17 protein-coding genes are annotated in these 15,117 nt (G+C 41.0%); 2 read left to right on the top strand and 15 right to left on the bottom strand.

Going from position 1 to position 15,117, the window contains the following annotated elements:
• Positions 1–134: 134 nt before the first annotated feature.
• The 3 genes from WMO62_RS06490 to WMO62_RS06480 all read right to left on the bottom strand — a co-directional run bounded on the left by WMO62_RS06490 (position 135) and on the right by WMO62_RS06480 (position 2,249).
• The gene (locus tag WMO62_RS06490) at positions 135–281 is read right to left on the bottom strand and encodes a hypothetical protein (RefSeq protein WP_349144196.1); all 147 of its coding nucleotides are present in this window, start codon (positions 279–281) and stop codon (positions 135–137) included.
• An 83-nt stretch (positions 282–364) separates the two neighbouring features.
• Positions 365–664: a thiamine-binding protein gene (locus WMO62_RS06485; protein ID WP_349144195.1), complete on the bottom strand. Its 300-nt coding sequence runs from the start codon at positions 662–664 to the stop codon at positions 365–367.
• Positions 665–1,151: 487 nt separating this feature from the next.
• Positions 1,152–2,249 (bottom strand): YkvI family membrane protein, encoded by a 1,098-nt coding sequence (locus WMO62_RS06480; RefSeq protein ID WP_349144194.1) that lies wholly within the window; start codon positions 2,247–2,249, stop codon positions 1,152–1,154.
• A 222-nt stretch (positions 2,250–2,471) separates the two neighbouring features.
• Here WMO62_RS06480 and WMO62_RS06475 point away from each other — a divergent pair, with 222 nt between their 5' ends.
• A complete protein-coding gene (locus tag WMO62_RS06475) occupies positions 2,472–4,037 on the top strand; it encodes a D-alanyl-D-alanine carboxypeptidase family protein (RefSeq protein ID WP_349144193.1) in 1,566 nt (521 codons plus the stop codon).
• Positions 4,038–4,129: 92 nt separating this feature from the next.
• Here WMO62_RS06475 and WMO62_RS06470 read toward each other — a convergent pair whose 3' ends face one another.
• From WMO62_RS06470 to WMO62_RS06440, 7 genes are all read right to left on the bottom strand, one after another.
• Positions 4,130–4,342: a hypothetical protein gene (locus WMO62_RS06470; RefSeq protein WP_117499902.1), complete on the bottom strand. Its 213-nt coding sequence runs from the start codon at positions 4,340–4,342 to the stop codon at positions 4,130–4,132.
• Positions 4,343–4,463: 121 nt separating this feature from the next.
• Positions 4,464–5,816, bottom strand: a complete 1,353-nt coding sequence (locus tag WMO62_RS06465; protein WP_349144192.1) for an MATE family efflux transporter — start codon at positions 5,814–5,816, stop codon at positions 4,464–4,466.
• A gap of 92 nt (positions 5,817–5,908) precedes the next feature.
• A complete protein-coding gene (locus WMO62_RS06460) occupies positions 5,909–7,141 on the bottom strand; it encodes an MFS transporter (RefSeq protein WP_349144191.1) in 1,233 nt (410 codons plus the stop codon).
• A gap of 194 nt (positions 7,142–7,335) precedes the next feature.
• On the bottom strand, positions 7,336–8,088 hold the full coding sequence (gene yaaA, locus WMO62_RS06455) for a peroxide stress protein YaaA (protein ID WP_349144190.1): 753 nt from the start codon (positions 8,086–8,088) through the stop codon (positions 7,336–7,338).
• The gene (gene bcp / locus WMO62_RS06450; RefSeq protein ID WP_117499891.1) at positions 8,088–8,543 is read right to left on the bottom strand and encodes a thioredoxin-dependent thiol peroxidase; all 456 of its coding nucleotides are present in this window, start codon (positions 8,541–8,543) and stop codon (positions 8,088–8,090) included. Before bcp ends, yaaA begins: the two co-directional genes overlap by 1 nt.
• A complete protein-coding gene (locus WMO62_RS06445; RefSeq protein WP_349144189.1) occupies positions 8,544–8,756 on the bottom strand; it encodes a DUF6219 family protein in 213 nt (70 codons plus the stop codon). It abuts the gene before it with no gap.
• 61 nt (positions 8,757–8,817) lie between these two features.
• A complete protein-coding gene (locus tag WMO62_RS06440; protein WP_349144188.1) occupies positions 8,818–9,591 on the bottom strand; it encodes a NifB/NifX family molybdenum-iron cluster-binding protein in 774 nt (257 codons plus the stop codon).
• Positions 9,592–9,684: 93 nt separating this feature from the next.
• Here WMO62_RS06440 and WMO62_RS06435 point away from each other — a divergent pair, with 93 nt between their 5' ends.
• Positions 9,685–10,368: a Crp/Fnr family transcriptional regulator gene (locus WMO62_RS06435; RefSeq protein WP_349144238.1), complete on the top strand. Its 684-nt coding sequence runs from the start codon at positions 9,685–9,687 to the stop codon at positions 10,366–10,368.
• A 17-nt stretch (positions 10,369–10,385) separates the two neighbouring features.
• Here WMO62_RS06435 and WMO62_RS06430 read toward each other — a convergent pair whose 3' ends face one another.
• From WMO62_RS06430 to gloA2, 5 genes are all read right to left on the bottom strand, one after another.
• Entirely contained in the window at positions 10,386–12,077 is a 1,692-nt protein-coding gene (locus WMO62_RS06430) for an FAD-dependent oxidoreductase (protein WP_349144187.1), read from the bottom strand.
• Between the two features lies 1 nt (position 12,078).
• Positions 12,079–12,495, bottom strand: a complete 417-nt coding sequence (gene trxA / locus WMO62_RS06425) for a thioredoxin (RefSeq protein WP_435390467.1) — start codon at positions 12,493–12,495, stop codon at positions 12,079–12,081.
• A gap of 186 nt (positions 12,496–12,681) precedes the next feature.
• The gene (locus WMO62_RS06420; RefSeq protein ID WP_118322827.1) at positions 12,682–13,077 is read right to left on the bottom strand and encodes a hypothetical protein; all 396 of its coding nucleotides are present in this window, start codon (positions 13,075–13,077) and stop codon (positions 12,682–12,684) included.
• Between the two features lie 64 nt (positions 13,078–13,141).
• Positions 13,142–14,434: an AAA family ATPase gene (locus WMO62_RS06415; RefSeq protein ID WP_147602544.1), complete on the bottom strand. Its 1,293-nt coding sequence runs from the start codon at positions 14,432–14,434 to the stop codon at positions 13,142–13,144.
• A 196-nt stretch (positions 14,435–14,630) separates the two neighbouring features.
• Positions 14,631–15,011: an SMU1112c/YaeR family gloxylase I-like metalloprotein gene (gene gloA2 / locus WMO62_RS06410; RefSeq protein ID WP_008402179.1), complete on the bottom strand. Its 381-nt coding sequence runs from the start codon at positions 15,009–15,011 to the stop codon at positions 14,631–14,633.
• Between the last annotated feature and the right edge of the window lie 106 nt (positions 15,012–15,117).

Raw genomic sequence — 15,117 nt, 5'->3', positions numbered from 1 at the left:
GGGAATATCTTTTCCTGCTATACAAAAAAGCCCCGTCCCTGCAACAGGACGGAGCCTAATAGCCCGTTTATAAACCACCTCTTACAACATACTGTCATATGCGTTCCCGATAACGGAGGGAATACCGTCGAAGCCTACTTTCTTCTTCCTATATAATATAGAAGAAACTCCTCTTCAGCCCGAGGCTCGGAAGTGATCTTCGGAAATCCCTGTACTCTCACCGGGCTCACACCCATCCCGGTTCGCTGCGCATTTCCAGTGGTTCCTACTGTCTTCGTCATAGCCGTTTACACAAGTGCAATTATAAGTGCGGTTGACAGCATTTGTCAAGGCTTTCACTGATATTCCGGGGATTTTTTAACATTTATTTCTGATGATGTTTGGTCACTTTTTTGTCGATGGTCAGCACTTCCCCTTCCGGTCTATAGGAAATCTTCACATAAGTATTCATCGCCGGACAACCTGCCTTCGCGGCAACCAGCTGGCAGTTCTTCACGATCTCCATCAACTGATCATAGTCACCTTCGATGGAGGTCTCACATGGTCCTACATAATAAAAAAGTCCTGTGGATTTAATATAATCGATCACCGCATCTACGATACGAATCACTTCCTCGTCATCTGTTACGGTGGGCAGTACCTGAATTGCTACGCTTGCGTTCATTATCTTCTCCTCCTTAAAATTATAAAAAACGCATCTGCCACAAGACAGATGCGTCTCGCTCTAATCAGCATTATACGAAGGATTTTTTAATTGTCAATGCTAAAAGTATCAGAGTATAGATGAAAAAACAGATAAATTTCTTTACTGATAGTTTAGAAATCAGTAGCTAAAACTTTTCCCATATGATATGATTTATATGTTACCGCCTCCTATACTGGTACAGAAGGGAGGTGCTAGTTGTGGAAATAGTAATATCTCTTATTGTTGCTGTCACGGCAGGCGTGATTAGCCATCTCATCTGCAAATGGTTGGACAACAACAAATAGCCGGTAACCAACCTATGGCTTAAACCACCATACCAAAACGGAATAGAAAACCCCCGGAACGCCATCCGGGGGTTTTCGTTTGCTTGCCAGTCGTGGACTGGTAATATCTCTTAGCCTATCGGCATTATAGCATATGCATTTTTCTTTTGCAATATTCACTTTTAGATCTCTACCAGCTCCGGCTCTTTTTCTGCTCTGAATATTGGATCTTTTTTCAGGATCTTATATACGCCGACGGTAATGATCGGAAGCATATACAAAAGCATAAATCCGTAAGACAGTGCCGTGTAGCCTTTCTCGATCAATGCAATGATACCAAATTTAGACATGACACAGGCTGCCACAAGGATCAGAACTGTCACGATTGCCTGATATTTACGGTTCATTTCTTTTTTGCCGCACTCTGCCAGTTCTACGTTTACACGGCCAAGCAATGCATGGATCACACCAGTAGATGTCTCGATCAATGTCCAGCCCATAACAACACCAAAGATAATGGAGAAAAATCCAGGTGCGCCGACTTTTCCGATCATGATAAGCCACGGGATCTCTGCTCCAAGCACCTCAGCATCCGGATAAAAACTCATCATTGCAAAATAGGTCAAAAACCACGGAATCGTCATCAGAAGTCCGGCGATCAGTCCGCTGACAACGCCTTCTTTTCTGGTCTTCTGTCTCTTCAGAGAAAACATGGATGGCGGATATACCACCAGGTTATATGCTACATAGATCACACCTGTCCACAAAACAGGAAGGATTCCAGTCTCGCCGGTATAACTCATATCACCAGTAGTCAACACCTGGCCGATATTTTTGTAACCATTCATAATGACCATGCCACTGAATACGATATAGCCAACATAAAGAACGACGGTTCCCCAGGTTTCAAAACGTTCAATGATAGAATCACCAAAAAAGATCAATCCACCAGTTATCGCTACAAGGAGCACAACGCCAGCCCAGTAGTTCAAGCCTGTAGTCTGCTCTACGATCAAACCACTGGCTGAAGCCATGATCGAAATGACAAGGATCATACACAAAATATACACCACGTCAAATAACGGCCACAGCGGTCCGATCAGTACCTTGATCATACTCTTATAATCGTAAGTCTTATAGACTCTTGCCACTTCAAAAGTAAGTACTGCCAGGATCGCAAAACCGATCATGATTCCAATTCCGGCGATCCATCCTTTCGCTCCGTATTTTGCTCCGTAAGATACGATCTCACGTCCTGTTGCATAGCCACCACCGATCAATACTGACTGCAGAAGTAGGCCTGATTTTCATTTTTTATCAATAGAAGTCTGTAAAACCATAATTTTTTCAGTTTCTTATTAAATTGTGAACTTTTCCACTGTTCCCTTGCACAGCTTATGTAAATCAACTATAATATTGAATGATTCAGAGTTTTGCAAGCCTCACAGGTGTGTTTTGTAAATATCTCTGCATCGTCAAATAAAAATATAACGAGGTAACACATGAAATTTTTTAATAGATTTGCTGTATCCCTTCTGGCATCTGTGCTCTGTGCAAGCACCCTGTTCGCCATGCCGGTAGATGCAAAAAAAACAACCAAACGGCGGCAGCCGACACAGGCAGAGCTTGCCGCAGCTGCAGCACTTCAGGCCGCGATTGACGAACGCTACAACAAGGAAATAGAATCCAACTCATGGGAGAACTGGCCAGCCGGTCCACAGGTCTATGCTGAATCCGCCATTGTCATGGAAGCATCCACCGGAACGATCCTGTATTCCAAAGCCATTGATGAACAACATTACCCGGCAAGTATCACCAAGATCATGACTGTTCTGCTGGCACTGGAGAACTGTGACATGGATGAAGAAGTCACCTTTTCTCACAATGCGGTCTATTCCATTGATTATGGAAGCAGCAGCATTGCCCGTGATGAAGATGAGGTGCTTACGGTTGAAGAATGTCTTTATGCTATCATGCTTGAATCCGCTAACGAGTGTGCCAATGCCATTGCTGAGCACATCTCCGGTTCCACCGAAGCATTTGCAGACCTTATGAATCAGCGTGCTGCTGAGCTTGGCTGCACCAACACGCATTTTGTCAATCCCAGTGGTCTGCCAAATGAAGAACATTACACATCTGCCCATGATATGGCACTGATCACACGGGCAGCTGTCAGTCACGAAGAATTTCGTAAGATCAGCGGCACTTCCCGTTATGTCTTACGTGCCACCAACAAGAAGTCTGAAGAACTGTTGATGAATAATCATCATTATATGATCTCCGGCTACAAAACCTCCAAATATCTGGATGATACGGTATTTGCCGGTAAGACTGGTTACACAGAGGCAGCGTTGAACACCCTTGTCACCTGCGCCACCCGAAACGGCATGGATCTGATCGTGGTCACTATGAAGAGTCAGGGAACCGGCGAAAAAGGTGTTCCCATTTACCCCGATACGACCAATCTTCTGAATTATGCTACGGAGAATTTTCAGAAAGTAAATATTTCAGAAAATGAAGCCAACTTCTCCATCGGACAGGGACAGCTCTTTGACACAGGCACCTCCATCTTCGGAAGCACCACTCCGATGATCGAGATGGATACAGATGGGTATGTAGTCCTTCCTAACAGTGTTGATTTTTCTGCTGCATCTCCAAGCCTGGAGTTTGTGGATTCTCCGGATTCTGATGTGGTCGCTGTCCTTCGCTATCAGTTCGATGGTCAGACTATCGGATCTACAGATCTGACACTGGCAGAACCTGCTGTTCAGGATTTCCAGTTCCAGAAGACCGGTGAGGAAGACGAAGAACAGGCACAGGCTGAAGCAAAACCATCCACACGGCTGATCAAGATCAATCTTCGAATCCTGATCTATATAGTTTCCAGTGTTGCCGCTTTACTTCTGCTGTTCGTATTATTTAAGAAACTTAGCAAAGCTTATCATTTTGACATGAGTTTTCTTACCCGCTGGAGACGGAAGCGGGCTGACCGCAATTCCTTCTCCAATGCAAATCGAAAACGTTATAAGAGTCGGAAGAGAAGAAAAAAAGATAACTGGTTGAAATGATTTTGATAAATATAACAAGATGACAGGGCTGCTGCTCCATAGATGTGTGAATCATCAACTATGGAACAGCAGCCCCGTTTTATTTACTGACTTTATTTTGTTCTAAACAATGAAAGGATACCTATAATGAGCAGGATCGGAAATGCCAGATATAAAAGTCCGCCAAATACCATTCCCAGCAGGATCACCGGAAGAAATACAATCGTGATCAGCAACTTGGAAATACTCCACGCTGCCCGCATACCGAAGAAAAATAATTTTCCAAAAATACCAAACAGAAAAATAAAAAATAATAACTCTAACACCTTTCACAACTCCTCTTGTGCACATTTCTCTTGTTATCCAAATCATCATACTCAATATTATGGTGATTATCAATAGGTTTCTTTCTGAATTTATATGGGAAACCCCTGAAGAACAGGTTCCTTATAAAGATAATTCCTCTATTTTCCTCACCACCCAGTAAAAGGCACATACAAATATAACTCCTTTTATCACAGACGTGAGGGTCAGTGCCCACCAGACACCCAGAAGCTTCAAGGAGGTTGCCGTCAGCAGAATCGCCAGTGGGATTCTGGCACTGGTCAGAAGGATACTGATCACGCTGCACAGATGTGTCTTTCCAAGGCCAGACAGGGCACCGACTGTCATCAATTCTACACATAAGAACGGTTCACTGAAACCAACGATGATCAAATATCCGACCGATGTATCAATCGCTGATGGCTCATGGAAGAACACACCGGAGATTGGTTCCGGCAGAAATACAAAGACCAACATGATCAGACAACCCCAGATTCCAACAGTCCACAGAGATGCCCGATACCCTTTTTTTACTCGATCCAGCTTCTCTGCACCATAATTCTGAGCTGTAAATGCATTCAATGCGGAAGCAAATCCATCTGCAGTATTCCATGAAATGGACTCAATCTGTCCACCGACCCGCTGGGTGGCAATCGCTTCCGCACCAAATCCAGACACCATTCTTGTCAATACCATGGAGATCATACAATATGCCATTCCCTGCAGAGCTGTCGGAATTCCGATCCTGCAGATCCCTCTCAGGGAATCCCAGGAAATTGCTGCAAATATATGCGTTCCTTTTAATACATTTTCTTTTTTTCGAATCATGATTCCGCCGACGAGAATACTCATAACGATAAACTGTGCTGTCACAGTTGCAATCGCTGCTCCTGTCACTCCCAGGGACGGAATCGGTCCTGCTCCCAGGATCAGCAACGGATCCAGAATCATATTTGTTGCCAGCCCGATCAGATTTGCTACAAAGGGTGTTCTGGAATCCCCCTGCGCAGTGTAGATTCCCGTCAACGTAAACGTCACAAAAGAGAATACGATCAGTCCACAGGCGATTTTCGTATAAGAAAATGCGGCTTCCAATGCTTCTGGATCCGTCAGCTGGAAAAATCCAACCAATGGTTTAATAAAGGTCAGAACCACTGCCGCAAATAAAAGCCCGGAAAAGACAGACAACTGTACAGCTGTCTGCGCATATTGATGAGCCCTTTTTGGTTCACCACGTCCAATATACTGTGCCACCTGCACCTGTCCACCCATACGTGCCATGGATGCAAGCCCCTGGGACAGCCAGGTAAACATTCCTCCTACACCGACTCCTGCCACTGCTTTTGCTCCCAGCAATCCGATCCATGCCATATCCGTAATATTATATAAAGTTCCCAAAAACGAAGATGCCATAATTGGAATCGCCAGCTTCGTCAATGATTTCAAAATAGGTCCTTTTGTTAAATTCCCTTCCACAAATACCTTCTCCTACATTTTCCTGTCACAGCACACCGTAACTCTGTTTTTCCCGTCCACAGTACAAGTAAACAGACTCAAGGGCCACTCGTTTAATTTCTATTCATTGATACTGCCTTAAGAAAAATCACAATTCCAATGCAGAATAAAATTGCGATCATTCCGACACCCATGCTGATATTTCCGGTAATCTGGGATACTATGCTGACAATGGTTGTCCCGACGAACGATGCACCTTTCCCACATATATCCATGAGGCCAAAATATTCACCTGAATGCTCTTCCGGAATGATCTTGGTAAAATAAGATCTCGAAAGTGCCTGGATTCCTCCCTGAAACATTCCTACGAGAATCGCAAGGATCCAGAACTGGAGCTGCGTCTTCAGAAAGACTGCAAAAATGGCGATTCCCAGATAGGCAAAGATACACACGGTGATCAGCTTCTCTGTTCTGATCCTGTATGACAAATTACCGAAAATAATTGCACAGGGAAACGCAACGATCTGTGTTACCAGCAGTGCAAGAAGCAGTCCTGTACTGTCAAGTCCTAATGCCGATCCATAGGCAGTCGCCATATCAATGATCGTATATACACCATCAATATAAAAGAAAAATGCAAGCAAAAACATAAATACCTGCTTTTCTTCTTTCATATTTTTAAAAGTTTCTCCTAATCTCTTAAAGCTCTGCGCGATCGCATGGGGCTTTTTCTCTACATAGTATTTCTGTTCATAATTTTTGAGCAATGGCCAAGACATGAGCAACCACCATACCGCCACGAGCACAAAGGCTATTCCCATAGCTGTTTCCATACGGATCCCAAGCGTATCTGAACCTAACACGATCACCAGGCACAGCACAAAGGGCACACAGCTTCCAATATATCCCCACGCATATCCTTGCGACGATACATAATCCATACGTTCTTCATCGGTTATATCGCTGAGCATGGAATCGTAAAAGATCAGACTCGCTGAAAATCCCACCTTAGCGATCAAAAACACGATCAGAAACGCCATCCATTGAACCATCAGTCCCAGAAGAGAACAGGCGATCGTACCTATTAATATAGAGATCATAAATATCGGTTTTTTATAACCCTTCGTATCCGCAATCGTTCCCAGGACCGGCCCTAATATGGCAACGATCACAGTACATATGGAAGCCGCATATCCCCAATAAGCGAGATAATCAACGTCCGAAAGTCCTGCCTTACCTGCCAGATAATTAAAATATATAGGAATGATCGTAGCTACCAGCAGAACAAATGCCGAGTTTCCTACATCATACAAAATCCATCTTTTCTCTTTTCCATTCAGCTTCATTTTTTGATATCTTCTATCTGCCTTTCTTTTATTTTCATGCTATAACCCTAATGCTATCTATTATAAAGTAAAATAGCAGACAGTCAATTCCTTCCTAGAAAAACACTTGATGAGCGGACAAATGGATACCATTCACAGACTATAGAAGAAACCAAGGCAGCCCATATATGGGCTGCCTTCATTTGTTATGCTTACTATTTTATGACTTTTCGTTCAAACACATACTCCGTCTCCGATGACAGATTTCCTCTGAAAGTATATCCAAGTCTATCAAACTTTTGTATATCTACAGGATTTTCAATACTATTCTCTGCCATGAATCTGACCATTTCTCCGCGGGCCATCTTCGCATAGGTTCCTTTTGTCACCAATTTATCACCTGACAATTCGCAGAATGTAATCGTGATGTAATTGTCTTTATCCGATAGATATCTTTCTATGCATTTTGAATATTCTTTAGATGCCAGATTTATGATCGTCCTGCTGTCATCAATTACTGAATGATATAACCGGTCCCCCCAGTAATCATATAGATTTGCTGTTTCTTCAATCTCAGCTTTTGCCTGCATTTCAAGGCGATAAGGAGTCACACCATCCATCGGTTTTAAAACGCCATAAAACGCAGACAGGATTCTTAAATGATTTTGCAGATACTCAAACTGCTGGATTTCAAACACAGATGGTGCCATATATTGAAACGCAATCCCTTCATATGCTAAGACAGCCGGAGTAAGTCTGTTATAAAGATCCATATTTTCCAATCTGTTAAAGTTCTGCTCTGCAATCTTGTCATTACATTTCCAGATAGCTTTCAGTTCCTCTTTTGATTTGCTTTTCATCCAGCTCAATATCTCTGCTGTCTTATCGATAAAGACTGGCAGTTCAACCGGCGCTATGTTATCTGTATCTACAATCATCTTTTTTGCAGGTGATAAAATAATCTTCATTATGACAGTTCCTTGAGCATGTTTTCAGGATCATCTGCTGCCTTTACTTTATCATTGGCTTTGATAATAATCCCTTGCTCATCAATAAGATATGTAGTTCTTACCACACCCATAGAAACCTTGCCATAATTTTTCTTTTCTTTCCATACATCATATGCTTCGATCACCTTACGCTCTGGATCTGCCAAAAGTGTAAATGCTAATCCATATTTTTCCTCAAATTTCTTGTGAGAAGCTACAGAATCCTTACTCACCCCAAGAACAACTGCCCCTTTCTCAGTGAATTGAGGATAACGCTCTGAAAAACCACATGCCTGTTTTGTACAGCCTGCCGTGTTATCCTTTGGGTAAAAATATAAAATCACTTTTTTTCCTGCATAGTCACTTAATTTATGTATTTTTCCATTCTGATCCGGCAATTCAAAATCCGGTGCTTTGGTTCCTGTTTCTAACATTTATGATTCCTCCGCTTCTGTATTTTCTACCTGTTTTCTTGTTCTCTTATTACCTGAAATCATTTTATGTCCAGTGTACATGGACATGATCATACATATAAGAGTGCTGCACGCAAAATACCTATGGCTTGTTTTAGATCCTTTATATCCAGTATAAAAAGTTCCAATCATAGTAATTAACGCTCCGACTGACCAATACTTATGTGCTTTCATTATATACCTCCAAATTGATTAAGTTATTTCCAAATCGGTTTATTATTTTTTGCTATTCTTCTTAATGACAGCTATGGCTTCCACATCCATGCTCACCACATGTATGTTCTTCTCCGTGGCTGTGCTCATGGTGGGAACACTTCACATCTGGATTATAATCAAGTGTATTATTGATAAAAGCTTCTACTGCTTTATCCGCATCTCCTGAAACTCCGCCAAAAAGCTTAATGCCTGCTGCCGCTAACGCAGTCTGAGCACCTCCTCCGATTCCGCCACAGATCAAAACATCAGCATTTAATGCATTAAGAACTCCTGCCAATGCACCATGTCCGCTTCCATTCGTATCTACTATTTCTGAATGTACCACTTTTCCTTCCTCTACATCGTAGATCTTAAATGTCTCTGTGTGTCCAAAGTGCTGGAAAATCTGTCCATCTTCATATGTTACTGCTATTCTCATGATACCTTCTCCTTTTTCCACTGCATATTTTTGATAAAGTTCCTGCTCGTAACAGCCTCCAAGGCTGCAGTTACTGCTCTGACCATCACAGATTCTGAAATCCCCGCCCTCGATTCTGAGCGGATGTCCATCTATGAGTGCATCTGCTATTTTCTTCCTGGCAATCTCGTAAATCCGTTGAACCGTTGTTCTTGCGATCTGCATAGATACTGCGCACTGCTCCTGGCTATAACCGTTCTTGTCCATAAGACGAATTGTCTCGTACTCATCTACCGTCAGAACAATGGGTGTCTTTTTCTCAGTATCATCTGCAGGAAGAAATTCTAAAACATTCGGGAAATGACAGACTTTTCTGCATTTTACGGGTCTTGGCATAAACTGCTCCTTTCTGGCTTTTTTTATATATTACCCTTATAAAAGACATATGTCAATTACGTGATTGACGCATCTAAAAAAAGCAAGTATACTATGTTCATAAAGGAGATAACCGTTATGAGCTTCGAAAATTATTTTCCGCTATGGAATGACTTAAATGTAGCACAGAAAAAACTGATTTCAGACAGCTTGCTCACACAGCATGTGAAAAAAGGAACCATCATTCACAACGGAAACCTGGATTGTACCGGATTATTACTGGTAAAATCCGGGCAGCTTCGAACTTACATACTTTCAGATGAAGGACGGGAGATTACACTTTACCGTCTGTTCGATATGGATATATGTCTTTTATCCGCCTCATGTATCATGCGATCTATTCAGTTTGAAGTAACGATTGAAGCAGAAAAAGATACTGATCTTTGGATCATCCCTGCTGATATCTATAAGGGCATCATGAAGGAATCTGCTCCCGTGGCAAACTATACCAATGAGTTAATGGCTACCCGTTTTTCTGATGTCATGTGGCTGATTGAACAAATCATGTGGAAGAGTCTGGATAAACGTGTTGCTTCATTTCTTTTAGAAGAAACCTCTATTGAAGGAACAAATGAACTGAAAATCACTCACGAAACCATCGCCAACCATCTTGGTTCCCACAGGGAAGTTATCACTCGAATGCTCCGATATTTTCAAAGTGAGGGGCTTGTCAGACTCTCCCGCGGCAAAATTACCATCCTTGATTCGGAAAGACTGAAAACACTACAAGGATCATAAAAATATTTTGTTTATTTCTAATAATCCATGCCACATGCATATGCCCTTTCGATCAGCGCACGATCATTAACCACTGCATCATAGAAGCGGAATCCGCCGGAGAAGTTGTACGTTTCATAACCGCTTCCTTCCAGAATACGGCTGGCAATATAACTGCGCAGTCCACTTTGGCATATCAGATAAACAGGCTTTTCCTTCTCAACTTCATTGATACGTTCCCTCAGTTCATCTACAGGAATATTTTTGAATCCATCCACATGGCCCCTGTTAAATTCACCTACAGTTCTCACATCCAGCAACACTACATCTTTATCTTTAGAAATCTTGTCCATATCTTTCAGATGCCATTGTTTTAAGATACCTTTTGCTATATTGTCTATCATGAATCCGGCCATATTTACAGGATCTTTGGCAGAGGAATAGGGCGGTGCATATGCAAGATCCAGATCTTTCAGCTGGGTCGCCTTCAGCCCTGCATGAATTGCTGTTGCCAGCACATCAATACGTTTATCAACTCCTTCATATCCAATAATCTGAGCACCAAGCAAACGATACGTCTCTTTTTCAAAAACCACCTTCATGGTCATCACTTTTCCACCAGGATAGTAACCGGCATGACTCATAGGAGAAAGGATTACGGTATCTACCTCTAATCCTGACTTTTTAGCATTGGTTTCATTGATACCAGTAGTGGCTGCTGTCATATCAAACACTTTGATAACGGAGCTTCCCTGACTACCCAGGTAACGACTATCACCGCCACAAATATTATCAGCAATGATCCTTCCCTGTTTATTGGCGGGTCCTGCTAAAGAGATTAACGCATCATTGCCAGTAACATAATGTTTTACCTGAACTGCATCACCTGCCGCATAAATATCCGGTACAGAGGTTTCCATTCTGTCATTCACTACAATACTTTCCTTGATGCCAAGTTCCAGACCAGCTTCTTTTGCTAATGCTGTGTCCGGTGTAACTCCGATCGCCAATACCACCATGTCAGCCTGGAGAGATAAATTATCTTTGAGCAGAACCTCTACTCCATTATCTTTTTCTTTAAATCCTTCTACTGTATAGCCCAGTACCAGTGTTATCCCATGCTTTCTCATTTCATTATGGATCATGGATGCCATATCCGGATCAAAAGGATTCATCAGCTGCTTAGGCCGTTGGACAATTGTCACATCCATGCCAAGCTCCCTCAAATTTTCTGCCAGTTCCAGACCAATAAAGCCACCCCCAGCCAATACAGCCGATTTTGGATGATTCTTATTTATATATTCCTTTATCCGAAAAGTATCTTCTACCGTACGAAGTGTAAAAAGTTTATCAATGCCTATTCCAGGAAGTCTTGGCTGTGTTGGCTTTGCACCTGGAGAAAGAATCAGCTTATCATAGTTTTCTTCAAATATTTCACCTTTTTCCAAATTTTTCACCGAAACTGTTTTACGGTCCGGATGTATGGAAATAACTTCATGATGTATCTTCATATTAATACGAAATCGTTGAAAGAAACTCTCTGGTGTCTGCAGGGTAAGCTCTTCCGGATCTGTGATCACATCTCCAATATAATATGGAAGTCCACAGTTTGCATACGATATATATCCGGATCTTTCAAATACAGTGATTTCAGCTTGTTCATCCAATCTGCGTATTCTTGCTGCAGCTGTAGCTCCTCCGGCTACACCGCCTACGATTACTACCTTCATCTTATCTTTCTACCTTTCCTGTGTGAGCAGCAGTGTCATTGAAAAGCATTCCCAAAATTGCATTCTTAGGTCTCGCACCTGAAACCTGTTGAACAATCTTCCCGTTCTTTATGACCACTAAAGTTGGGATGCTCGTAATACCAAATTTACTTGTCAGTTCAGGCTGCTCATCCACATTGATCTTTCCAACTTTGATATCCTCACGTTCACTTGCAATCTCCTCTATGATAGGAACTACCATACGGCAAGGAGCACACCAAGAAGCCCAAAAGTCCAAAAGAACAGGTTTATCGGCATTCATTACTTCATTTTGAAAATTATTTTTATTAATATTCATTGCAGGCATTTTACAATTCCTCCTATCTTTTCTTTGTTGCTTTATTATAGTCTGAATTTCATTTCTTTTCTGTGATAACATCACCATACCACTCATTAATGCCACCGAACTCTATCATGCTGGTAACCCTTTTCCCTATATCACAATCCCCACTTTCAGGTGGAAATATCCACCCCAAATACAAAAAAGCAGCAATGACTTTTTCAATCATTACTGCTTAAAATGAGAATCTCCATAAAGGGAACTATAAATGTTACAAACTGGAAATTATTTAATTCTCTGTGTACCTAATTGTAATTGTTCAACTGCTATTTTTGCTTTATTGTCATCTTCCTTTTGAAGATTTTCTATTTCCGAGCTCCGAATAGTCAAAATGATTTCGTCCCCCACCTGTAAATCATCAAGTGTTATATCTACAACATCTTGTGTATCATAATTACAATAGATCATAGGAATTTGGGAACAATCAATAAGACAATCATCTCCTAAAACACCTTCTTCTCCGCTATCTTTTGTGGTTATGATTTTATTTTCTTTATCAATTTCTGTTATTATCGCATTGACACCTAAAGTAAGTGGTTCGTTTGTTTGTTGTCCAGAACACGCAACTAAAGTAAACACACAAATAAATATACATAATGCCATTATCATTTTTTTCATCATAAGTTCCTCCAAATTCCGATTTTGTGACATTTTGCAATACTTTACGAGGTTTTCTCTGTAAACGTCAAATGCAAAATACACTATATAATGGCACTGCCTTTATCCCATTTACCATTCCAAAATTTCTTGCTGAAATCCGGATTGCATAAACCGGAGCATATTTTTCCATATAAACCATCATACTTTTTGCTTTCACATGATTTCCGGCTTTACATTCCACCGGAATTACATGACTATCTTTTTGTATCAGGAAATCTACTTCTGCAGTATTATCTGATTCCCAATAATGAAGATCATAGCCATTCGTTTTCAGTGCGATTGCAACATAGTTCTCTGTCAGTATACCTCGAAAATGCTCTGTCTCCTTACCTTGTAGTGCCTCCAGAGTCATTCTCAGTCTGGCAGACATAATACCCATATCACTATAATATAATTTGAATGCACTCACATCCTGATATACTGCAACCGGATAAAATCCCTGACTGCATTTCATGCACTTATTCACAATTCCGGCCCGAATCAGCCAGTCGATTGCATCTCCGTACTGAGATGCCCGTGCGCCTGATTTTATCAACTTATACTGAAATTTTTTGGTCTCTCTTGCCAACTGTGCCGGAAGGGAATCATATGCTTCAAAAATTCGTACCGTATCTGACTGATTCGCATATTTAGTCATGTCAGCAATATAAGAATTTAATAACATCTGCCGGATTTCTGTCTGCTCTATAGGACTGTCTTTTGCAAGATCGGCTTTTACCGCTGCAGGCATCCCACCCACAATACAATAATGATAAAATTCCTGCATAGCCTCCTCATGGAGTATTTCATCCAACGGCTGGTTGTTTTCATAATGTTCCCGGATCGTATCGGCAAGCATCTGTTTTCCCTTTGCCCATAATACCTCTTCCAGATCCATCGGATACATGGTCAGCATCTGAACTTTGCCTACCGGAAATGAATATTTTTCCCGGTTCACTGCTACACCCAACAGGCTTCCTGCAGCCATCACATGGTATTCCGGGGCCTCTTCCGAAAAATATTTTAACGAAGTTAATGCTCTTTCACACATTTGAATTTCATCAAATATAATAAGTGTATTTTCAGGTACAATCTTCGCCTGATAATATTTTTCCAAAACAGATATCACATGATCTGCATGAATATCTGTCTCAAAGTATTTTCCGATTCTTTCATCCGTTTCAAAGTTTACATAGATTGTATTCTTGTAATACAATGCCCCAAACTCACGCATTTCAAAAGTTTTTCCGACCTGACGTGCACCGTAGATCAGCAATGGCATTCTACCATTTAACATATTTTTCCATTCATATAGCTTTGATGTTATTTTACGTTTCATGCGTATGCATTCTCCTTTCTTTAAAATATTTTGTATGTTTTAATGTATTATATTACATTTTTATATATGAATCAATGTTCTATTTTACACCAAATATTAGATATCTCATATTATTAAATAAATATTGTATCATTCTTATAAACTGAATATTATAAAATCGCAGTCCAAAACAGGGCCATCTTTTAACTGTAATACTTTATTCGTGAATTTCCAGGGGTAGATTGTCAGGGTCATAAAAGAATGTCATTCTTTTGCCTGTGTAAATATCGAGTCTGATCGGCTCAGTTATGATGCCCCTTTTATTCAATTCTCTTACGGTATTATCGACCGAGTCTACAGCAAAGGCAAGATGCCGGAGACCGTAAGCCTCTGGATAACTGGGGCGCTTCGGACAATTTTTAATGATAAACAGTTCTAATTCCATCTCATCGAGTTGAAGATCAATTTTGTAATCATCACGTTCTGGTCTGTAATTTTCTCGAATAATAGAAAAACCTAACAGATCCACATAAAAGTGCTTTGATTGCTCATAGTTGCTCCCAATAATGGCAATATGATGAACTTTTTTCAAATTCATGGTGTATTTACCTCTCTCCTACTTTGTTTGAATACATGAAATATAATATCATAAGAACACATGATATCCTTTGATTCCTGTCTACTGTTAATGGCACCAAACTCAT

Source organism: Hominiventricola aquisgranensis (assembly GCF_040096225.1).
Lineage (GTDB): Bacteria > Bacillota > Clostridia > Lachnospirales > Lachnospiraceae > Hominiventricola > Hominiventricola aquisgranensis.
Note: the sequence above shows the minus strand (reverse complement) of the source record. Positions and strands in the feature narration are given on the sequence as shown.